The sequence below is a fragment of the Vibrio chagasii genome, assembly GCF_002954585.1.
In the GTDB taxonomy this organism is placed as follows: Bacteria; Pseudomonadota; Gammaproteobacteria; order Enterobacterales; family Vibrionaceae; genus Vibrio; species Vibrio chagasii_A.
In genome coordinates this window covers 410565-431901 of record NZ_MSCI01000001.1, presented here as the reverse complement: position 1 = coordinate 431901, position 21337 = coordinate 410565, and the positions used below count along the sequence as shown (strand labels likewise).

Annotated in this window: 16 protein-coding genes and 1 pseudogene; 11 read left to right on the top strand and 6 right to left on the bottom strand. The window is 43.3% G+C overall.

What is annotated here, in order from left to right:
- Positions 1 to 97 precede the first annotated feature (97 nt).
- Positions 98 to 190 (bottom strand): annotated as a pseudogene (locus BTO10_RS02080) (AraC family transcriptional regulator); the annotation flags it as partial.
- Between the two features lie 41 nt (positions 191 to 231).
- Complete coding sequence (locus BTO10_RS02075; RefSeq protein WP_105023397.1) at positions 232 to 765, bottom strand: YbhB/YbcL family Raf kinase inhibitor-like protein; 534 nt, start codon at positions 763 to 765, stop codon at positions 232 to 234.
- A 273-nt stretch (positions 766 to 1038) separates the two neighbouring features.
- Between BTO10_RS02075 and BTO10_RS02070 the strand changes: the two genes are divergently transcribed.
- The 4 genes from BTO10_RS02070 to BTO10_RS02055 all read left to right on the top strand — a co-directional run bounded on the left by BTO10_RS02070 (position 1039) and on the right by BTO10_RS02055 (position 6380).
- Positions 1039 to 2448 (top strand): ATP-binding protein, encoded by a 1410-nt coding sequence (locus BTO10_RS02070; protein WP_105023396.1) that lies wholly within the window; start codon positions 1039 to 1041, stop codon positions 2446 to 2448.
- Positions 2426 to 3076, top strand: a complete 651-nt coding sequence (locus BTO10_RS02065; RefSeq protein WP_105023395.1) for a response regulator transcription factor — start codon at positions 2426 to 2428, stop codon at positions 3074 to 3076. The genes BTO10_RS02070 and BTO10_RS02065 overlap by 23 nt, the downstream gene beginning before the upstream one ends.
- On the top strand, positions 3073 to 3891 hold the full coding sequence (locus tag BTO10_RS02060; RefSeq protein ID WP_105023394.1) for a DUF2861 family protein: 819 nt from the start codon (positions 3073 to 3075) through the stop codon (positions 3889 to 3891). The genes BTO10_RS02065 and BTO10_RS02060 overlap by 4 nt, the downstream gene beginning before the upstream one ends.
- Before the next feature lie 167 nt (positions 3892 to 4058).
- The gene (locus BTO10_RS02055; RefSeq protein WP_105023393.1) at positions 4059 to 6380 is read left to right on the top strand and encodes a glycoside hydrolase; all 2322 of its coding nucleotides are present in this window, start codon (positions 4059 to 4061) and stop codon (positions 6378 to 6380) included.
- 86 nt (positions 6381 to 6466) lie between these two features.
- Here BTO10_RS02055 and BTO10_RS02050 read toward each other — a convergent pair whose 3' ends face one another.
- Positions 6467 to 7369, bottom strand: a complete 903-nt coding sequence (locus BTO10_RS02050) for a LysR family transcriptional regulator (RefSeq protein ID WP_105023392.1) — start codon at positions 7367 to 7369, stop codon at positions 6467 to 6469.
- Positions 7370 to 7496: 127 nt separating this feature from the next.
- Between BTO10_RS02050 and BTO10_RS02045 the strand changes: the two genes are divergently transcribed.
- The 7 genes from BTO10_RS02045 (at position 7497) to BTO10_RS02015 (ending at position 17482) form a co-directional block, all read left to right on the top strand.
- Positions 7497 to 8561, top strand: a complete 1065-nt coding sequence (locus BTO10_RS02045; RefSeq protein WP_105023391.1) for an HlyD family secretion protein — start codon at positions 7497 to 7499, stop codon at positions 8559 to 8561.
- A 2-nt stretch (positions 8562 to 8563) separates the two neighbouring features.
- Positions 8564 to 10114: a DHA2 family efflux MFS transporter permease subunit gene (locus BTO10_RS02040; RefSeq protein ID WP_105023390.1), complete on the top strand. Its 1551-nt coding sequence runs from the start codon at positions 8564 to 8566 to the stop codon at positions 10112 to 10114.
- A gap of 269 nt (positions 10115 to 10383) precedes the next feature.
- Positions 10384 to 11973: a response regulator gene (locus tag BTO10_RS02035; RefSeq protein WP_105023389.1), complete on the top strand. Its 1590-nt coding sequence runs from the start codon at positions 10384 to 10386 to the stop codon at positions 11971 to 11973.
- Positions 11967 to 12299 carry an Hpt domain-containing protein gene (locus tag BTO10_RS02030; RefSeq protein WP_105023388.1) on the top strand — a complete coding sequence of 111 codons (333 nt, stop codon included), beginning with the start codon at positions 11967 to 11969 and terminating at the stop codon, positions 12297 to 12299. Before BTO10_RS02035 ends, BTO10_RS02030 begins: the two co-directional genes overlap by 7 nt.
- Positions 12300 to 12714: 415 nt before the next feature.
- Entirely contained in the window at positions 12715 to 15927 is a 3213-nt protein-coding gene (locus tag BTO10_RS02025; RefSeq protein WP_105023387.1) for a response regulator, read from the top strand.
- Between the two features lie 9 nt (positions 15928 to 15936).
- Positions 15937 to 16413, top strand: a complete 477-nt coding sequence (locus BTO10_RS02020; protein WP_105023386.1) for a hypothetical protein — start codon at positions 15937 to 15939, stop codon at positions 16411 to 16413.
- 1 nt (position 16414) lies between these two features.
- Positions 16415 to 17482, top strand: a complete 1068-nt coding sequence (locus tag BTO10_RS02015) for a sulfate ABC transporter permease (protein WP_105023385.1) — start codon at positions 16415 to 16417, stop codon at positions 17480 to 17482.
- A gap of 88 nt (positions 17483 to 17570) precedes the next feature.
- On the opposite strand, the gene BTO10_RS02010 is transcribed toward BTO10_RS02015, so the two are convergent.
- The 3 genes from BTO10_RS02010 to BTO10_RS02000 all read right to left on the bottom strand — a co-directional run bounded on the left by BTO10_RS02010 (position 17571) and on the right by BTO10_RS02000 (position 20716).
- Positions 17571 to 17981 carry a phosphate ABC transporter substrate-binding protein gene (locus BTO10_RS02010; RefSeq protein ID WP_105023384.1) on the bottom strand — a complete coding sequence of 137 codons (411 nt, stop codon included), beginning with the start codon at positions 17979 to 17981 and terminating at the stop codon, positions 17571 to 17573.
- A gap of 9 nt (positions 17982 to 17990) precedes the next feature.
- Complete coding sequence (locus tag BTO10_RS02005) at positions 17991 to 19133, bottom strand: hypothetical protein (RefSeq protein WP_105023383.1); 1143 nt, start codon at positions 19131 to 19133, stop codon at positions 17991 to 17993.
- Between the two features lie 116 nt (positions 19134 to 19249).
- Positions 19250 to 20716, bottom strand: coding sequence for a methyl-accepting chemotaxis protein (locus BTO10_RS02000; RefSeq protein WP_105024227.1), 1467 nt, complete (start codon positions 20714 to 20716; stop codon positions 19250 to 19252).
- Between the last annotated feature and the right edge of the window lie 621 nt (positions 20717 to 21337).

The window sequence follows — 21337 nt, the reverse complement described above, 5'->3', positions numbered from 1 at the left end:
GGTTATAGTCTGATTTAGTCGGCTTTTCTCGTCTTTTTATGCTTCCCCAAAAACAGACAAACCCAACAAAATCAGACACTTATAGTATTTTAGCATTAATATCGATAAAACTAGGGGATAGAATCCTCACATTACGCAGTTTTTGTAACTGCTCAGCTCGAAAAACTGTCACTTGATATTGATGATTCATCTCATCCCCCATTTATTCGTATTTACGTTTAGCGTAACAAACTAGCGTGTGTAAGTTGCCGTCAATCTTGCTTTATCTAACGCCATGCTATTCAGTGTAAAGCCTACGACAGCCGACGGTGTATTCTCATCAAGGTTTAGCTTGTCAGTTGGTAACGCCCAAACAGTGAATTGATAACGATGCATGCCGTCTTTCTCAGGAGGGCAAGCGCCACCAAAACCGATCGTTCCGTAATCGATGCGCCCTTCCTTGCCACCCAACTTCGTAATGTCCGCTGCGCGAGGTAATTCATTCACGGTTGCTGGAATATCAAATGCAACCCAATGCCAAAAACCACTTTCGGTTGGTGCGTCTGGGTCATAAGCCGTGATTGCAAAACTTTTGGTTCCTTCAGGCGCATCTTTCCACATTAATTGCGGAGACAAATTGTCACCATCACAGCCCCAACTAGAATATTCAAAAGTCTTAGCCATTGGGTGGCCTTCTTGAATATCGTTACTCGTTAATTCAAAAGCGTGAGCTGACCCTGCCGCTACGATGCTGATTGCCAATACTGATTTAATAATTGTTTTCATGATGGTTCCTCTTATTGGTTTCAATCCAGTATATTCAGCCCCATCGTTTTAAAGGTAACAGTAAGTACATAATTATCTAATAAAAACCAAATAAGTGATACTTACTGCACTTTTGGATTTATAGTAAATGTAACCGTCAATTGAAATGCAATACTCGTTTCACGACTCTCGGTCACAATTTGATAAAGTGAGGACACTTGTTGACATTCAGGTTACAAATCTCGAGCAAAATTCTTTAGACTCCCGCGAATGACTTTTAATGAGAATAACTGGATGCGCAGGCTGACCCTAGCCCTTTGTTTTTTGTTTTGGCTCCCTACATTAGCCAATGCCCAAAGCTTACAAGACAGATGGCAAGCACTCTATCAATTGAGCTGGCAAGCATCCCCGATCTCTGTTTCTCAACAAGAGTTATCTCATTACCCGAAGGTTCTGCTTAAAGACCGTAGTCGTTACCCCAATTTTAACAAATTCAGTTGGCAAGATATTGCGTCGTTAGCCACGATACAACAAACGTGCCAAGCGATTAAACCCTCTAATTCTGCGTTAAACGATGCCATCGAGTTCGAGCTCGCTTTGTGTCAGCAACAAACCTTAGATTCAATCTGGTTTGCCGCTCACTCTAAACAACACCCTGCAGGTGGAAGTTTTGCAGACCGTTATGTAGCGTATTACCCAGAGACAAGTGAACAAATCCGCCCGTTTTTAACGGTTACCAATCCACTGCACCCGCTCTACACCAAACTGCAACCGTTATCAGCAGAAGGAAGAGAAGCTCTGCTTGATGGATACCGAGCCTGGCAACAAGGTGATGTACTTTGGTTAAGTGGAGAACAAGGCTGGAAGGCCGTCCCGGAAGATATTTGGGAACCCATTGCACAACAACAAGGCGTAAGTTTATCTGGAGAAAACTGCTCTTTTCGTTACAGCAACCTGTGTCTTAGTGAAACAAGCAATGACACGCTCATGATGAAAGTGATGATATTTTCGTTGCTGATTGTTCTGTGTTCTATATTAGGACGCTCACTGTATTTAAAAACGAAGCAACGCAAAGAGAGACAGTTTGTGTTGCAACTACTGACTCATGAGTTGCGTACACCGATCACCAGTTTGGGATTAACAGTCGAAATGTTCAGAAATCGCTACGATGAGTTCCCAGATGAAACTCAAGGTGCGGTTTGGCGTTTAATCTCTGACTATCAAAGGCTGTCTCAGCTCACTGAAAACAGTAAGGTCTACCTAAGCACTGAACAATCTGAACCTTTATTGAAGCAAAACGCTTCGCTTGAAGAGTGGCTTGAACATGTATGCGAGAAGCACAACATAGGCTATCAATGTGAGTCCGGAGAAGTCGAGCTTAACCTGCCCTATTACTGGCTAACGATTTGCTTAGATAATTTGATCAAGAACGCTAAGCAACACGGTCAAGGTGAGGTATTGGTTAATGTAACGCTCGCGGATAAACTGAGGATCGAAGTGCAAGATCAAGGACATTTCCCTTCGTTGTTACAACGTACTTTGTCCCGAGTCACTCCAAACGACCCGCATAAACACGACAACATGGGTATTGGCCTCACCATTGTGGAACATTTAATGAAACAGGCAAATGGACGCCTCATTATTCTTCGTAATCCAACCAGATGTATTTTGGAAATAGCTTATGAACACCCTACTACTGATTGAAGATGACCCGTTACTTGGGCAAGGCCTCGTCAGTTTCTTTGAGTCTAACGGTTATCAATGTCTTTGGGCGCAAGATTCCAGTAACGCCAATAAACTATGGTTACGCGCCGATCTTGTCGTACTCGATAGACAACTAGAAGACGGTGACAGCTTACAACATCTTCCAAACTGGTTGCTCCTTAAAGCGCTACCCGTGATTGTATTAACCGCGAAAGTAGAAGTTCAACAGCGCGTAGAAGGCTTAATGGCAGGAGCAAAAGATTATGTGACTAAGCCATTTTCAAATGAAGAGTTGCTGGCGCGGGTCATCACTCAACTGCGTCCTCTAGGTACAAGCCATCTAGCTTACGCCAACATAAAGCTCAATTTGTCAGAAAGAATTGCTTATCTGGAAGAAAGCCCTATCGCTCTGAAACCAAAGGAGTTTCAGTTGCTGGTTCTGTTTATTCAAAACCAAGGGCGAGTGTTTCATCGAGACGAACTGCTCAATAAAATTTGGGGCTATCAAGCCTTTCCAAGCACCCGAACAGTAGACAATCACATACTCCGTTTGCGCCAGAAACTGCCGACACTCCACTTAGAAACTCACCGTGGTGTTGGCTATCGTTTAGTTGGGGACTCCCAATGAGAGTAAGATCGTTAACCGCTTTGCTGTGTGCGTTGCCGTTTGCTAGTCATGCGACTTGGTTTGCAGAGACACCTTTACAGCGCTCCTATCAATCGCTACTTGATGAGCAACCGCAGCTTGCATGGCAAGAACTACAGATCGCACTGAATCAAGAAGCACTTGATAGTCAGCTTTGGCTGCCCGTAAAACAAGAAATACTCACTAGAACTCAATGTGGAAGACAACTAAAACAAAGTGATGTATCTACCCACCATATCCAAGTGAGCTTTATTAAGCGTTACGGTCTTTCATCACAGGGCTATCAGATTAAAATCTCAGCCGAACCACGCAGCAGTGATCTAAATGAACAGGCTCAGCCTGTCACACTCATCGCTCCAGATGGTCTTTCTGTGATTGAAGGGCAGCTCGACTCAGGCGTTGATTACCAAGAAATCGAGACGAATGAGATGTTCATTAAGCCTGAATCTGGTGTTTATCAATTAACCGTTGGGGCGAACAGCTACCCCATTGTTGTTGCTTTAGATGACAGTAATCGCTGGTTAACACTGGAGAATAAACTTGAGAACGCACACGTAGTGGTGACGCCACCAGAGGTTATCGATAACTGCCCGAATACCCACGTAAGTTGGCAATGGTTTGATGAAAGCTACAACATGTTAGGTTTCAAAGTGCCGATCAAGGCAAAGCAAGTTGCGGTTCCTGCACAAAGCCCAACTGGAGCACAGGCCAAGTACTTAAGCGCATCAGTAGAAATGTTCGAGTACCAAGGTGCGATTGAGGTCCAGTACGTTCAACGCGTCGCTGTACCTTTCTAGAAAGCGTTTTTGTATAACTTTGAGGGATATCTTGATAGGTAGTTTTGATGGTTCGTTGTGATGGATAGCTTTGATGGTTCTACGAAGCAGAAATAGAGACATATAGGTGACAAAACACTAGCGCATCTTAGATGTAATAGCCGTACTTACTACCACGGACTCTAAACATGCTGAATATCCACCATAAATTAAATGCTTCATCTTGTGCCATGTTAGCCCTATTCACCGCTTGTACTTTTTCAACAGAGACACAAGCGAGTGAATTTACACTTCAAAACCACACTGGCGACAAAACTAACAATACTGTTTTAATAAACCCATCAACACTCACGATAGATTGGAATGGCTTGAGCGCTAACAGTGCTGCGCTAACCGTTGACGGTATCCCTCAAACAGTTGCCGAGATAACCACGGAATCAACCAGAGCCTTTTGGACGTTAATGCCAAGCAGAATCGGAGTAAAAGCGGAGTTAAACAAAGGTGAGCTAGACCTACAATTCACCCTACCTTCCGATATAAAAGTAAAGCGCAACCAACCAATCGAACTGGCTTGGTTTGACCTTGCGGAACAAGAAACACAAACACTGCTGCTGCCCTTTAGTGAAGGTATGCGCGTACCTACCGACAATAAGTTATGGGCCCGTTACCTCACCAATAACCACTCTGGAAGTAACACAACTCAAGACTTAAAGATGCCGTTTTGGACCACGCAGCAGAGCGATCAGTTCATCAGCTACCAGTTGATCAACCCGACCAATAACCAACTGTTTTTTACTGATGTCGGTTCTGAATCGAACTCTAAGAACAAGTCCCTTATTGATATGAGCGCATCACATCAATTTACCACGCTAAATCAATCACAACCTTTTGCTGTCCGCATAACGCTCGGCAATTCAATGCTCGATGGTGCCAAGCATTACCGAGACTGGCGCATCGAGAATGGATTATCAGAACCACTAGCGTCAAAACAAACGCGTAATCCAGATATCAACAAACTAGTTGGTGCAAGTCATGTCTACCTCTTTGGTAAAGATCCTTTGAGCATCCAAGATGTAAAAGACTGGTGGGGACTAAAAGAATGGTACTTTGGACGCTCTAAGCTCAGCATATCCGATGAAGCTAAGCGCGAGCTATCACCTTTGTCTAAGGGTAAGGACTGGTTGAACCAATACCACAAACAGTTGCTGTTGGATTCGATTAGCCAATCACTAAAAAGCTTATATCCCGTCGCATCTCCTACACTTGCTGACAACACGATTGAGGCGCAATACATCGCAGCGCAAAGCAGAAAAAAATGGTTATTTGAACATGCGTCTTCGTTTCTAAATTCACCAGACACTTGGGGGCAAGCTTTATCATCCGGCATGGTCGATAATCTAAATAACGCCGGATTGAACAAGCTTTGGTTGGGCTTTGATAACTGGATGCCTGCCTTTTATCAGCCAAACGCGGTCGAGTTAGCCAAACAATCTGGTTACTTGGTTGGGACTTACGACTCCTATAACACCGCAATACCGGCTCAATTAAATGACAGCTGGTTAACCGCTCAGCTACCAGATCCAATACGAAAGACATGCGCAATTGAACAAGCTGATGGAGCTTTGAAAAAAGGATTTCGTGGTAACGGCTTCTACTTAAACCCTAATTGCCATTTGGACTACGTAAAACAGCGCGTTAAAGACATCATGAAATTTGGTCACTTTAATAGTTTATTTTTAGATGTCGATGCGACCGCAATGGCACGTGAAGACTACAGTGACAATACAAGTGAATTGCAGATGCTTTCCGATTTCAACAACCGAATGCATTGGCTAAGTGAGCAACCGTCACTGATATTGGGTTCCGAAGACGGCAACAGCTTAACCACCAAAGGCATTGCGTTTGCGCACGGCTTGGAAACGATTGGGTTTGGGTGGACAGATAAAGAGATGAAACAAGACCGCCAATCCCCCTACTTTCTAGGTCGTTGGTATCCTGGTCATAAACCCGACTTTTTCTTCAAACCAGCAAAGGTTAAAGAACCGTACAAGTCGCTACTATTTTCGCCTCAATATCGTGTTCCGCTTTACCAAGCTGTATTTCATGATGAAGTGATTAATATGCACCATTGGCACTCAGACAGTCTCAAGTTTACCGATGTGAAAACCAACCGTGACTTAACAGCCATGCTATATAACACGCCCGCGATGGTGCACTTAACCAGAGACGAAGCTCTCAAAAGCACAAACACGAGGCTCAGAGCGTTAAAACACTATCAAGATGGGTTTGAGCCGATACATGAACAACTGTGGGATAAAGCGTTGATTGATTTCTCATGGTTAAATAACAACGGGACTGTCCAACAAACCACGTTCAGTGATGGTAGCAAGATCATCGCCAACTTCTCTGATCAAGCGTTTAATAAAAGCGACATCGATGTGGCTGCGGCTTCCATCAAAGCGATATTAAGCAATGGAGAAGTCATAAAGTGGAAATCCGAACTTAACTGAATGTGATTAATTTGGTCCCTTAGCTAGTAGCAGAAAGCTAAGGGATTAAGCTATCCGTTATAACGCCCAGGATTAAGCAAACCAAGCTACTTACGCTTCTCACTTTGAAACGCTGTAAGTAGGTAATCGATAAATACCTTCTTGCGTTTCGGCATTAATTGTCTGTCGGCATACACCAAGCTTACCGAAACTTGTGGCATGTTATATTCCGGCAGCAGATTCACCAGTCGACCAGTCTTGAAATGCTCCCGACAGATGAACTCAGGTAACACAGCCAGCCCTAAGCCATCGACACAGGCCGTTAAACACGCAGTAATCGTGTTTACCCGAAGCTGGCTTGGTAGCTTAATCAATTCAGACTCCCCATCACCTAATTGCAATTCCCACTTAGGTAGACGTGCCGCTTTATTTACCACCTCTATCATGCGAAATGGGATCTTCAGATCCTTTGGCGTGTTTATCGGGCCAACTTGTTCTAGATATTTAGGACTCGCCACTAGCACACGTTTAGAGGTTGTTAGATAACGTGAGACTAGGCTTGAATCGACTAGCTCACCAATCTGTGCGTACAGGTCGATTCCTTCGCCGATGATGTCAACCTCACGGTTGGTTAGCTCCAAGTTCATCGTCACATTCGGATATTCAAGCAGAAAGCTATGGATATACTTAGCAAGCACTTGATGCCCCAACTCTACCGGTAGTACTACATTCAATGGACCGCGAATCAGGTCTTGGTTTGCAGAGACTTCCAGCTCCGCTTGATTCATGATCTCTTGCATTTGAAGGCTCGACTGATAGAAACGCTCTCCTTCAGGCGTGAGTATCAAACTGCGAGTCGAACGAGTGATCAGTCTCACACCTAAATGCTGTTCTAGCTCCGCTAATTTTCGACTCACTGTTGATTTCGTCATATTCAACACTTCAGCAGCGTGCGTAAAACTCCCACAATCAACGACTTGTGTGAAAACAGTCACAGCATTTAAGTCCATAAGACCTCCGAAAATTACAATTAGTAAGATTTTTGCAACAGTGTTTCCCCTTTTTCCTATCTTATCAATCAATCAGATTCATTTACAATTCGTTACATCCAAATAAAAACAAAATGAGAAAAGAGAAATGGCAGAGAACAACACGGCTTCGCAACCAGTAAGCACAAAAAAACGTAAAAAAGCCCCGCTTATTGCCACTGCGATCATGCTGTCATTGGGTTTAGCTGGTGCTGGATATTGGTACGGTTACGGTCAGTACTTTGAGTCGACCGATAATGCCTACCTACAAGGCGACATTACCAATATCAGCCCTAAGGTATCTGGCTATATCGTTAAGTCCTATGTAACGGACAACCAATCAGTTAAGGAAGGCGATCTATTGGTTCAAATCGATGATCGTGACTACCAAGCTGCGCTTGCTCAGGCTAATGCTCACCTAGCCGTCGTTCAGTCTGACGTGAAGAACCTCATTGCTCAACAGACGTTACAACGTAGCAAAATTAGCCAAGCAGAAAGTGGCGTTGACTCAGCGAAAGCAGAGTACAAACGTGCGATTCAACAAGTGCAGCGCTCTCGTAGTCTGTTAAAACGTAATTATGCTTCTCAAGATGAAGTCGATAGCATGGTCGCTCAACAAAAAGTAACCCTTGCTGACTTAGAAGAAGCAAAAGCAAACCTGATTGCAAGCAACGATCAATTAACGGTTATTGCTAGCGAAATAGAACAAGCTAAAGCATCGGTCACTGAAGCCCAAGCACAACAAGAACAGGCACAGTTAAACCTTGAATACACCAAAGTTTATGCGCCAATAGATGGCGTAATCGGTAAGCGAAGTGTACGTGAAGGCTTATTAATTCAAGCCGGTGCGCCGCTCATGAGTTTAGTGCCAAACAATCAAGTGTGGATTGAGGCAAACTTCAAAGAGACGCAACTAAGTGGAATCCACAAAGGCCAAACGGTTGAAGTGGAATTGGACGCTTTCCCTGGGCAACCACTTGAAGGCATTGTCGACAGCTTCTCACCGGCAACTGGCGCTAAGTTCGCACTACTTCCACCAGAAAACGCAACAGGTAACTTCACCAAGATCGTTCAACGTGTACCTGTGAAAATCACGATTCCAGACCAGAAAGAGCTAAAAGGTCGTCTGCTTCCTGGTTTGTCTGTGGTTGCGACCATCGATAAACGAGGCTAACCATGAGCAACGCTGGCGTTATCACCCCTACGAATGATGAGAATGAGGTATCAACTCGCCATTGGATCGCCCTATTCGGCGGCTTGATTGGTGCGTTTATGGCGATCTTGGATATCCAGATCACCAACTCATCTCTTAAAGATATTCAAGGTGCGCTATCTGCGACCTTGGATGAAAGTTCATGGATATCTACGTCATACCTAGTCGCTGAAATGATTGCAATTCCACTCAGTGGTTGGCTTTCAAAAGCATTAGGTAAACGTCGCTATCTAACATGGACTACAGCAATCTTCACCGTGTCGTCATTACTGTGTTCATTCTCATGGAACATGACCTCGATGATCGTGTTCCGTGCGATGCAAGGTTTTAGTGGTGGTGCTTTGATACCACTCGCCTTCTCACTCGTTATTCAGCTACTACCTATCAACAAGCGCGCTGTCGGCATGGCTTTGTTTGGTGTTACTGCGACATTTGCTCCATCTATTGGTCCAACATTTGGTGGCTGGTTAACCGAGAATTTCTCGTGGCACTACATTTTCTACATCAACATCCCACCAGCCCTGCTATTGATCACTATGATCCGGTACGGCTTGGATGATGAGAAACTCGACCTTGGTACGCTGAAAAAAGCCGATTGGTTTGGTATCGCAACCATGGCATTAGGACTTGGCTGTTTGGAGGTAGTACTCGAAGAAGGCAACCGTGAAGAGTGGTTCAGCTCAAGTTTTATCATTACGTTGAGCATTATTTCTGTCGTGAGTTTGGTTTACTTCGTGATTAACGAGCTTCAACACAAAAAGCCATTGGTTAACTTAAGGCTCCTGCGTGATGGTCAGTTTGCGATGTCTTGTTTGGCGTATCTGATCTTGGGTATGGCATTACTTGGCTCTATCTACGTATTGCCACTGTACCTCACTCAGATTCAGCAATACAACGCGATGGAAATCGGTGAAGTGCTCATGTGGATGGGCTTCCCTCAACTATTCATATTTCCAGTCGTGCCTAAGTTGACTCAAGTCATTAAGCCGAAATACTTAGTGACCTTTGGCTTCGCTATGTTTGGTTTCAGTTGTTACGTAAATACCCACATGACCATAGACTTTGGGGGCCAACAGTTGATTTTATCAATGGTGCTGCGTGCGATTGGTAGCCCGTTCATCATGGTTCCACTTTCTTTAGTGGCAATGAAGAACATCAATAAAATGGATACACCGGACGCCTCCACGCTAACTAACGTTATGCGTAACTTAGGCGGGGCTTTCAGTATCGCGATTATCGCTACTCTGTTGGACAACAAAACGCGTGAACACCTTGGTCATATTAAAGAGTCATTGCCTTCAGTAAACCAATTGGGGTGGCAAACACTGAAGGAGCAACAGGCGTTCTTTATTCAATCAGGAAGTGACACTGCAACGGCGATGCATCAAGCCCAAGCGAGTTTGCTAGGAACCATGCAACGTGACGCGGCAATTATGGCCTACAATGATGTGTTTCTTATGATGACCGCATTCTTGGCATTGGCTGCTGTGTTAATTTTTAGTATGCGTGATTAAGGTTGAAGGCTTAAAAACACCGCTTGATTAGTAGATAAGTACGATTCTAATTCAACAAAAAAGCAGGACTAATCACTTGCCTCTTGTGATCAAAATAGTGTTGACCTTAGAAAGTCAAGCAGAATCAGTCGCCGCAAAGAAACACTCTCGATTATTTGTAAATATTCTTTAATTACCAATAACTTATTAACCGCATAGATGTGAACTGAGCACCTTGACAATGTGCAACATGATACTTAAATTAAGAATATCATTTGGTATAGAGGAAAATGGGTTTGGCCTTACCAGGAGACCTAAGGGTGTTAATCGTCGACGACTCTAAGAGTGCGACGATTCTGATCAAACAACAGCTTGCCAGTTTAGGCGTTGCGCACGAGTGTATTTTCATTGCGACAGATTACCGACAAGCCATTAAGGCTGTCGAAACGCATGCGTTTCATGTTCTGCTCATTGATTATCACTTAGAGCAGTCGTTTACCGGCTTTGAGCTACTAAGTATTCTGTATCGTAATCGTCTTATCGACCACACGGTTGCAACAATTTTACTCTCCGGGGATATGCGCCAAGAAACAGTGCTTACCGCCCTATCAGGAGAGGCCCACCACTTTATTTCTAAGCCAATTAACACTCAGGTATTAGGCAAGAAAATCAAAAGTGCTGTATTCGAGTCAAGACAAATAGACCAACTAAACCGCCTATACCCTATTACGACACCGGAATTGCTTAAACAGGCATTAGAAATAACCAGCGAAAAATCCAATGTTCAATTCGAAGCAACACTGATTGAACACTTAATCGCAGGAAAGAAGTGGCAACTGCTCTCTAGTCTAATCACTCACTCTAAAACTAATATGCACCCAACCAAATTGGTCGCAGAAGCGTTAATTCTAGATAGCTTGGGAAAGCCGAACTTGGCGATAGAGAAACTACACAACTATCTTATCGTTCAACCACTATCCTTGAGCGTGATTGATTGCCTCAGCTGTATTTATGAAAAACACAAGATGCTACTGCCCGCTTTAAAATTGGCTATTCGTGCATTTGAGATGACGCCAAGTATTAGCCATCGCGCAATCAGAGCGATCGATTTGGCTGAAAACGCTGATAATACACACATGCTTATTAAGCTTGGGGAGATGTACGCAAGCCATATTTCACCCGCCGATATCGACGTAATTCATTCAATTGGAACCCACTTCGATTCCCTAAGAGCGACGTACCAAAGAGAAACTCAAGTACCAAATAAACGTCTTTTGCTTGAGCACGCCTCCCAATTTACCGAATTAGTCAATTTGAAGCTACCAGCCAAACTTCAACAACAAGTATTAGCAAGCCTAGCACTGTTCCAAAGCAATATATTGTTGATTGAAGGCAGCCCGTTAGTTGCGCACAAAAAAGTGATACGAGCGACTAAATTGTTAGCTAATCAGTTTTACAATCAACCGACTTCACTGCTATCGCAATTTTTGCCTTTGCTATGCCACTTTGGTGAATACTCTTTGTATCACATCGTCGAAGAGTGTTTGAAATTACGCGGTGAGGCAATAAACGATAAACTGGAGTCTCTCAAAGACGATCCTTCGAACTGTATCAACATCGAAAACTCAGGATCGATCCAAGAACTACGCGACTTTATTACCAATTACCCCTATTCAGTCGCCGCTAAGCTAGACTATCTTTACGCTGTCAATAACGCATGCGTTGAAACAGACCTTAGCGACGAATACGTGGAAGATCTTATTCAGTTAGACCTTCCTCCTAGATGGAATCAATGGATTAGTAACTCATCAAAATATGGTTATTCCACTAAGCCGCCCAGCCCATTTTCAATATGCAGCCGACAGGAGTCTATATGCTAGATTTTGATGCTTTAAATGCCTACCTAGACAATGACAGAGATGTAATTTTTGCCGTGTTATCAACCTACCAAGAAGACCATGGCAATTCGTTACAAGAGATCGAAGAACTGGTACAACAGCAAGATTGGGGCAAGCTTCATTTTACGGTGCATACCTTAAAAGGCATTTTGGCCAGCTTTGGAGAAGAGACAGCAACCGTTGCCCTAGAAAGAGTTGAACAGAACACGTTTAACAAAATAGCGCCTGAAGCTGAAGACCTTTCGCTGATCTACAGTGAGATGAAAATTATTAATCAACAAATCGATGAAGTGCTCAGCACCTATTAGTCTAGAAGTCGTTCCACTTACTTCATTTTATCCCATCACAAGTAATGACGATGTATGTTGAGGTTCTGTAGATTCTAAGAACCTCAACGCTTGTCATTTTCGTGAATAAATTATTCCTTTCGTATTACCTATGAGTTCAAATCGTTTGGATGTATTTAAGTAGCGAAGCTACTCTATACGTTTAAATTTTATGAAAATGAAAACTGTATGCCCATCACCATGTATTAGAAAGAGAGTTTAAAGACCTCTAAAAATGTGATTAGAAGTAAGAACTATTCATTCAATCGAAATAAGCGTCGGATTCATAAGAAGTTATACTCCTCCCACACTTCAAAAAAATTAACCCGAACAAAGTTTCAATATCGCTATTTTTACTCTACTGTTTTTAGATAAAAACAGTTGGATGGATCCTTATATGGCGATTACGGCCTGGAATAACCTTTCAGTCAAACATAAACTCTTTGGCTTAGTTCTACTTCCCATTTCACTTTTGCTCTTCCTCGCTGGCAGACAAGCGTTTATTTTGACGACACAGTTAACTGATTTTGAGCGCACCAATCAGTTATCTGTCTACCTTCAAGATATTTCTGTCTTGTATAAAAGCACCTTAGCGTCGAGTCCTGAAGAGTTTACTGCACAAAGTGAACAAGTTAAGTCAGAGCTCAAAACCTTATCTCCTATTATCTTTCTAGGGGCCTCTGATGAAATGAATCAGTTAGTCGCGGATTTTAGCGAAGCTACCCTATCCACCATGGAAGCAACGGATACTTACGATAAATTGGATGCCCAAGAGTGGCAGAGTGATTTATACAAACAGTTGTTGCTAGAGATAGAAAAGGTACCGTTCGAGAATACCAAGCGAGAAATCCAACAGCACCTGACCGCCTTACAACAACTCGAGTGGTTGATGTTCTGGTCGAACGAAGAATTTAAATTGGGCACCTCACTTATTGAGATATTCCAAAGTAGCCAAGAATACGATCCCGAACTAGCAGAACAGATTGAAACCCTGAGTGAAAGACAACAACTGTTTTTGGAGCGCTTCGTGTCATTGAATGCCAACGAACACCAGGTTTCACTCATGGTTGAAGTGTTCAGAAATGATGTGTTTGCTCAAAGCCAAGAAATAAGAAACGCCCTACTCGATCTCAACGCACTTAGTCAGTTAACACCTCAAGAGATATCCGTTGGCTTGGAAGCAATGAGCGCGCGACTGAACCTATTACAGAGTTTAGGGAACGTCATCAAACAAGAGTTCCAAGTTGAAGTTGAACAAGCAATCTCAGCAGCTCAAGTACAAAGAACACTATTCATCTCTTTGGTCGCCTTACTCGCAACCATTGTTATGGGATTAACGCTGAGTTTAGCGGGACAGGTTACCAATAATCTTGGCTTAGTTCTGAAATTCTTAAAGAGTGAAAATGATGAAAATCGCCCTTCTCTGGAGAAGCTCATTCAAGGCAAAGATGAACTGAGTCTATTCGCTCAGCAAGTTGAGCGTTTAACGATTGAAAGAGAGCACGCCAAAGAAAAACTGACGCTAGCGAAAGAAGACGCAGAGCGGGCTAAAGAGGACGCAGAACAAGCAAAAGATCACGCAATACAAGCAAGTAAGGCGAAGAGTAGTTTCCTTGCCAACATGTCACACGAGATCCGCACCCCGTTAAATGGCGTTATCGGTATCTCAGAGATCCTTTCTGATACTCCATTAACCCCGACACAGCGTGATTATGTAGACACCATAGAAACCTCTTCTCAACTCTTGCTTAGCTTAATCAATGACATATTGGACTTCTCGAAAATTGAATCGGGTATGTTGCTGATCAGCCCACATTCTGCGTCTATCCGCGAATCCATTTATGACATTGCGTCGATCGTTGCACCAAAAGCCAAAGAACAAAAAGTATCAGTCAACGTTGATATCAGCCCTGATACTCCAGCGAGAGTGATGATCGATGACCACCGTCTAAGACAAGTGCTGATGAACTTTATGTCGAATGCTGTGAAGTTCACAGCAGAAGGCGGCGTTACCCTCTCGATCAACACTCTCCAACAATCCAACGACAAGGTTACAGTGCGCTTCGCAGTGCGAGATACGGGTATTGGTATCGATAAACAGCAACAAAGACAGATATTCGAACCTTTTGCACAAGAAGATGACTCAACGACTCGTCAGTTTGGTGGTACCGGCCTTGGACTTGCCATCAGCACTCAGCTCATAGAACTAATGGGCGGACAGATACAGTTAGATTCAGTCAAAGGCGAAGGTAGCTGTTTCTATTTCGACCTAGAATTAGCGGTTGATTTAATGCTGCCGAAGCCAAGCTCAGCTTCCGCAGACATTTATATTCTTGGGCATGCTAACTTGCTTTTAGAGCGCATCAAAAATGACCTGAAACTCTATGGGTTAGAAGTCGTGCAAACCACCGATAATACGAGCGAGATTAGTGACCAAATTGCCAACAAACGACACACAAAACCGACTACGGTTATCTTTGCAGAAAGTAATGAGTTCCAAGCCAGTGATTTTGCCGATCAGCTAGATATGCTTCATAAAAATGGCGCGACTATTTGTTTAATTCGTTCCTTCCTCAGCGACCCCGCCGACATCGGAGAATGTATCGCGGCACAAGTGTCACAACCCCTACTCGGCCTGCGCTTAATAAAAGCAGTCGAACTTTGCGATACACAAGGCTTAGCTCATCTATCGAATGCAAACCAGTTTGGGCTTCAGGTTCAACATAAGATCTTGATTGTCGAGGATAACAAGATAAACCAAAAAATAGCCGGTCTACACGTCGGGAAAAGCGGGTTCGAATTTGAATTCGCGAATAATGGGCAAGAGGCCGTGGATATGTTTACCGCGAACCCTCATTACGCAGCAATCTTGATGGATTGTATGATGCCTGTCATGGACGGCTTTGAGGCAACGGAGCACATTCGACGTATCGAGAAAGAGACACAAGCAACCCGCCGCATCCCCATCATTGCGTTGACTACCAGTGTTATCGATGACGACATTCAAAAGTGTTTCGATGTGGGTATGGACGATTACGTGCCTAAGCCGTTCAAGTTTGAGATGTTAAAAGAGAAAGTGCTAACGGCTGTCGAAGCAATGCCGCTTCAAGTAACACACAGTCCAACGCCAACGCACAACTCAACCGTTACCCCTATTCACAATGCCACTCCTACAACTCAAGCAGCAAAAACCACGCTGCCGGAAGAGCATCAAGAAGAACCTGTACCAAGCAAGTCTGAGAAGATTCTGTTGGTCGAAGATAATCGTGTAAACCAAAAAGTGGCGTCAGTCATGCTTAAGAAAGCAGGTTATACCTTTGAAGTTGCGGACAACGGCCAGATTGCCGTTGATATGTATCAGAACGACAGCAGCTTCGACATTATTTTAATGGACTGCATGATGCCGGTGATGGATGGTTTCACCGCAACCAGGGAGATTAGAAAACACGAGAAAAACCTTGGCTTAACAAAGACTCCTATCATCGCGTTAACCGCCAGCGTTATCGACGATGATATTCAAAAGTGCTTTGATTCGGGAATGGATGGTTACGTTGCGAAGCCCGTAAGAAAAGAGAAACTATTCCACCAAATTGAAAGCGCGACTTGCTAGGAGAAACCAATGGATTGGAAGAAAACAATAAAAACATTCCAGTGCAGAGCTGCATTCATCGCGATACTAGGGCTATTAGGAAGTCTACTTCTTATTAGCCTAGCTCATGCAGCGGAAGACTACGCCATATTCTCTTTAGACACAGAGTTTGAAGCGATTTCTATTAACAAAGCAAGAAAGCTATATCGAGGAAAAACCAAACGTCTTAACGGCAAACGTGTAGAACTATCAGATTGGCCTGAAAACAGCGCCGAAAGAGAGGAATTTTATCAACTTTTACTAGGAAAAAACGCCGCTCAAATGAACGCTCACTGGGCCGGATTATCTTTCTCGGGTAAAGCGCGTTATCCAAGAGAAATCAAAGTGGCGTCGACAGACAGCTTAGTGGACTGGCTCAACGACAAACCTAACCGTATTGGTTATGCCCCACTCTCTTCGATTCCTCAAAATGCCAACGTTCTCTACGTTATAAGCTCGGAGAAATAACATGAAAAAGATAATTACGTCAGTGCTATATGCTTCAATTGCCTCTCCGGCTTTCGCGATCATCGAGCTCACGGATAACTTGTCTCTGAGCGGCTTTGGTTCAACGTCTTGGGCGACATCAGACAACGACAACCCTTTAATCATCAATCGTGGTTTTACCGATGAGAGTTGTTACGACTGTGATACCACTTTTGGTGTTCAACTCGATTATTTCTACGACTCATTCAAAGCCTCTGTGCAAATTGTTAAAGCTCCTCAGTACGATTGGAGTGACCCACAATTAGAATGGGCTTACCTTGGTTATGAATTCAATGATTTTGATGTCAGTATCGGGCGATTGAGACTGCCTCTCTTCCTTGCATCTGAGTACTACTATGTTGGGCAAGCCTACATGACAGCAAGGCCACCTACAGAAGTGTATAACGCCGTATTAGGTATAACCGCATTTAACGGGATTAAAGTCAGCTGGACTCATGATGTGAGTGATGAGGCAACACTGTTACTCTCCCCTTTCTTTGGCGTAAAAGACAAAAACGAAGTCGATTTTAATTCGAGTACAGAACTGGAATTTGAAACCAATCGCATGTTTGGTGCCAACCTTCGGTTAAGTGGAGAGAACTATCGTTGGAATTTGTCCTTCCTCGACTCCAACTTTGATCAGACTGTTAAGATTAAAAACGTTGGTGCGTTACCCACTGCAGACAACCAACACATCCAGCTTTGGTCTTTGGGTGCTGAGTATGAATTTGGTCAAGCGCTACTATCAAGTGAAGGACAAATCAGTGACTTCTCTTCATCGATGTATGCGAGTTTAGGCTACAGATTGAATTCGTTTACGCCTTATGTCGTTTATGGCGCAGAGTTTGACTCAAACGAACACCTCACAGGCAACAGCTATTTGATTGGTATCGATTACGACGTATTGCCGAACGTTTCCCTCAATGGTGAGGTGCAATACTTTGAAGCTCGTAAGACAAACGGCGCTTTTGTTGAAGACTTCAATCCACTAACGGGCTTTGATGATAAAGATGCAGTGCTCTATACGATTATGCTAAGTTTCGTGTTCTAACCTCTACCGAGAAAACATTTAACCAGTAAAACGAGAAGCCCAAGACAACACCTTTGTCTTGGGCTTTTTATCATCATCTAAAATTGCATTAGTACTTAAACAGCACTTTCACGTCACCCGTCAATGCCGATTCATCAACGTAACCAATGGCGTTAGTTTTTGACGCTACCGTTGTGATGGCCTCACTATAGTCTGCAACTTGAATAGGCGCTTCAGCTTTACCTGTAAATACTAGCCTTGACCAAACAGATTGTAGCTGAGATTCACTGCGCCCCGTTGCGACCTCATGGAAGGCAAGTCGTCCTTCTGAACCATCCACTAACTCTACAATTTGCGCCTTAGTCCCGTTAGCCAGCTTGCTCTTTTTACCCATAAAAAGCTTTTTGACATCCGACTTCGACAATGAATCCACACCGGCATTGTTACCAATAACAACCATGCCTGCCGATACATTAAATGAAAGGATGGCTAATGTTATCGCTGATAATAAAGTTTTCATGTTGCCTCCTTAAAATACGAAATCTAGACGAGCTGAATAGACAATTGAGCTGTCTTCAAGGTAATTCCCTGTCGCCATAAATGGGTTAGCTGCAGACGTCTCAACATTGGTTTGGAAGCCACCGCTTGTATCGCGGTAATCCACGTAAGTCACGTCAGCCTTTAACGACATATTTTTAGAAAAGTCCCAACGGTTACCGATAGAGTAAGAGATACGCTCGTAATTCATCGTCTCTTTAACTGCCGTAATCGTCATGTTTTCACGTTCATCGTTATCCGTGGTTTCAACCCAACTTACAGAAAGGTAAGGCGTAAACTCATTGATTCGGTAACCGACCAAGCCTGAAACTGATTGATAGTCGTAGAATTGACCTTCAATTTGAACGTCAGCGGCTTCTACGTTAACCAGTAGATCGCCGTTATCATATTGCGCCCCCAAGGAGATAAACTGACCATCTTGGCTATCAAGTAAAGGAGCTAACTGGCGGCAGTATGGTTCCGTTGATGTATTGAAATCACAAGAAGGATTCGTTTCAGCAACCAAGTAAGAACCACGGAAAGTAAAATCATCAACGTTCCAGTTCGCGCTCAAACCATACAGTTGATCTAACTTAACCTCACCTACTATCGAATCTTCCTCATCGATAGTGCCAATACCAACCAATGGCTGCAGCAATAGGCTTGAGTCTTCAAGCTCTATCGGAATCAGCAAGTCTGCGCCGGTATAACCTTTCAAAACAATGTTTTCATAAAGCTCTTGAGACGGCCTGATCATTGGGTACGCATAGCCTAGATCGGTGTAGTCTGAATAGAAGAATAGAGGAAGACGAAGCTTACCTGCACGAGCAGTAAACGAGTCGAAATCATAAGACGCGTAAGCCATCTCAAATTTTGGATCATAGTCATAGCGGCTATTAGCAACCACCTGTGTTACGAATTTAGCACGCTCGTTGACTTGAAAGCCAAACTGCACCCCTGCTAGCGTCTCTTGTTCCCAGTCGAGTTTTTCGTCAGTGTAACCCGCATAACCTATGGCGTTATCTGACTTACCAATACCTACAGAACCGAATCCGCTAATACGAATATTGTCCATGCTTGTAGCATTAGCGCCAAACGCCATGCCTACGAGTGCAGCAACCACTGTCTTTCTCATAACTAACTCCATTGTTATGTTATTTTCTTGTTTTTATATGAATCACCCGAATTTCGGGTGTAGACCTCCCTCCTTTATGTTTCACGAACAAGGATAGAGAGGACAATTAGGGGCTTTTAACTCACTTTAAAGTGGCCAGTTAATGTTGATATGTTTCGAGTGACCTCTTGAATATCATGGGCGACAGCATCAACTTGTTTTACACTGTTGCTGGTGCCTTCTGCCATTTTGCGAATTTCTTCTACAAAGGTTTCTATTCGGGTTGAGGTCTGCTCTTGCTGCTCTGTCGCAGCGGCAATACTTTCGTTTCGTTGGCTGATTTCGGTGACATCTGATGTAATTCTTTGTAGTGAACCTTCAGCCACTAAGAACTTCTCTACACAGTCTTCTGCTTTAATAACGCTTTCAGAGATAATGGTCGAAGCCGTTTGTGCTTGTTCTTGAAGTTGTAAAAGTACCGACTGAATTTCTTGGGTTGAAGTTTGTGTCCGTGACGCTAACGTTCGAACCTCGTCAGCAACAACAGCAAAACCTCGACCTTGTTCTCCAGCACGAGCCGCTTCAATGGCCGCGTTAAGCGCTAACAGGTTGGTTTGTTCTGCTATCGCACTGATCGATTCTAAAATTGAACCTGCACTTTGTGTGTTGTCGTTTAGTTGTTTGACAACTTGCGATGCATTACTGACATCGTTCGTTAGCTCTTTTACCGCAACGATTGTGCACTCTACTTGCTGCTCCCCTAAGCTTGCTTGTTCGCTAGCACTAGAAGCAGAAGATGACGCATCATTTGCATTGGTTGCAATGTCTCGAGCAGCAAGAAATAGCTGATTCAATGAACTAGAAACTTCCTCAATTGAAAGGTGTTGCTTAGTAGAAAGCTCATTTGTAACTTGGCTCGACTTAACAAGAGAGCCAGAGATCGAATCCAGTTGAGTCACGTTGTCTATGGTATGGGTTACGTTCTGTTGCAGATAAGACACGAAGCTATTAAATGACTCTACTAATGGTTTAAGTTCATCATTTTTCTCGTGTTGAAGACGTACTGTTAGGTCTCCGTCTCCCTCAGCGATATCGTGCATCTTATCGCTAATGTTTGCCAGATCCGCTCGAATTCCTCTTACGACTAACCACCCGAAGATACACATAGCAAGCATTGCTACAGCACCAGAAACACTCATGATTTGGTTAGCCTGTTTATTATTGGCTTCTAAATCTTCAACGGCATTCTCGAACTCAGTTTGTCGGTCTGCGCTGAACTCACGCATGCCGAGGGTTAAGGCATCTAAAATCGCGGTACTTTCTTTTGCCAAACGTCCAGCTTCGCTCAGACTGATCTCCCCATCGATCATTCCTTGGGCAATTTGGTAGGCAAGTTCAAAATATTGATTGGTCTTATTTTGCAGAAGTGTCGATTCACCCTGCAGAGAATGATCCAGCGTGATTTGTATATTGAAATTACTTTGAATCGCAGCAAGAGTTTGCTTATTCATCTCCAAAATTTCTTCATCACCAAGCGTTACAGCTAAGTTAAAGCGCTCCGCCAATTGGGAGATCAGCACACTATTTAACGACGCCGCATTCATCACGGGATAAGTAACTTGGTCAATTCGATTAACCTGCTTGGTATTACTAGTGAGTGTATTCCCACCGACAAATAGAATACTAATAAACCCTACTAACGAAACCAAACATAACGCCAAAATTCGATTCTTAATCGATAGTGTAAACATAAGCTTCCTTGCTAAACAGTATGACAAACCGCACTGGTATTTTTTCGCACAATAACAGATCTGACCAGTTATTCAATCGGTCAATACAAAAATAGTGACAAATATGTAGATATTGTTTATAAAATGTATCAACTGAAAAATTACCATATAAATCATAAGCTTTAATTTCCAACTTCATCAAATACTGCTTAATTCCAAACTCATGATCCTGTTTAAAACTTAATGTTTATTAGGGCTCATACTCAGGCAACATATTTAAACGCACGTATTCCATAGGCTTAATGTCGAGTCGAAACATATAAAACACGATGATTCAAACACCTTACCAATAATTAAATTTCCCACATGCCCTACACTTTAATAACTGTGTCAACATCGTCAGGTTTGTGTAAGAAGGCGACAGGCTCACGAACTTACTCTTTTTAATTCAGTCAACCTTAGAGCGACTAAATTAAACCTCTAATTGGAGAGCGC

What these genes read in the sequence shown, in the direction of transcription:
- BTO10_RS02075 (WP_105023397.1), bottom strand. Translation starts at nt 765, where the DNA reads ATGAAAACAATTATTAAATCAGTATTGGCAATCAGCATCGTAGCGGCA.
- BTO10_RS02070 (WP_105023396.1), top strand. Translation starts at nt 1,039, where the DNA reads ATGCGCAGGCTGACCCTAGCCCTTTGTTTTTTGTTTTGGCTCCCTACA.
- BTO10_RS02065 (WP_105023395.1), top strand. Translation starts at nt 2,426, where the DNA reads ATGAACACCCTACTACTGATTGAAGATGACCCGTTACTTGGGCAAGGC.
- BTO10_RS02060 (WP_105023394.1), top strand. Translation starts at nt 3,073, where the DNA reads ATGAGAGTAAGATCGTTAACCGCTTTGCTGTGTGCGTTGCCGTTTGCT.
- BTO10_RS02055 (WP_105023393.1), top strand. Translation starts at nt 4,059, where the DNA reads ATGCTGAATATCCACCATAAATTAAATGCTTCATCTTGTGCCATGTTA.
- BTO10_RS02050 (WP_105023392.1), bottom strand. Translation starts at nt 7,369, where the DNA reads ATGGACTTAAATGCTGTGACTGTTTTCACACAAGTCGTTGATTGTGGG.
- BTO10_RS02045 (WP_105023391.1), top strand. Translation starts at nt 7,497, where the DNA reads ATGGCAGAGAACAACACGGCTTCGCAACCAGTAAGCACAAAAAAACGT.
- BTO10_RS02040 (WP_105023390.1), top strand. Translation starts at nt 8,564, where the DNA reads ATGAGCAACGCTGGCGTTATCACCCCTACGAATGATGAGAATGAGGTA.
- BTO10_RS02035 (WP_105023389.1), top strand. Translation starts at nt 10,384, where the DNA reads ATGGGTTTGGCCTTACCAGGAGACCTAAGGGTGTTAATCGTCGACGAC.
- BTO10_RS02030 (WP_105023388.1), top strand. Translation starts at nt 11,967, where the DNA reads ATGCTAGATTTTGATGCTTTAAATGCCTACCTAGACAATGACAGAGAT.
- BTO10_RS02025 (WP_105023387.1), top strand. Translation starts at nt 12,715, where the DNA reads ATGGCGATTACGGCCTGGAATAACCTTTCAGTCAAACATAAACTCTTT.
- BTO10_RS02020 (WP_105023386.1), top strand. Translation starts at nt 15,937, where the DNA reads ATGGATTGGAAGAAAACAATAAAAACATTCCAGTGCAGAGCTGCATTC.
- BTO10_RS02015 (WP_105023385.1), top strand. Translation starts at nt 16,415, where the DNA reads ATGAAAAAGATAATTACGTCAGTGCTATATGCTTCAATTGCCTCTCCG.
- BTO10_RS02010 (WP_105023384.1), bottom strand. Translation starts at nt 17,981, where the DNA reads ATGAAAACTTTATTATCAGCGATAACATTAGCCATCCTTTCATTTAAT.
- BTO10_RS02005 (WP_105023383.1), bottom strand. Translation starts at nt 19,133, where the DNA reads ATGAGAAAGACAGTGGTTGCTGCACTCGTAGGCATGGCGTTTGGCGCT.
- BTO10_RS02000 (WP_105024227.1), bottom strand. Translation starts at nt 20,716, where the DNA reads ATGAATGCGGCGTCGTTAAATAGTGTGCTGATCTCCCAATTGGCGGAG.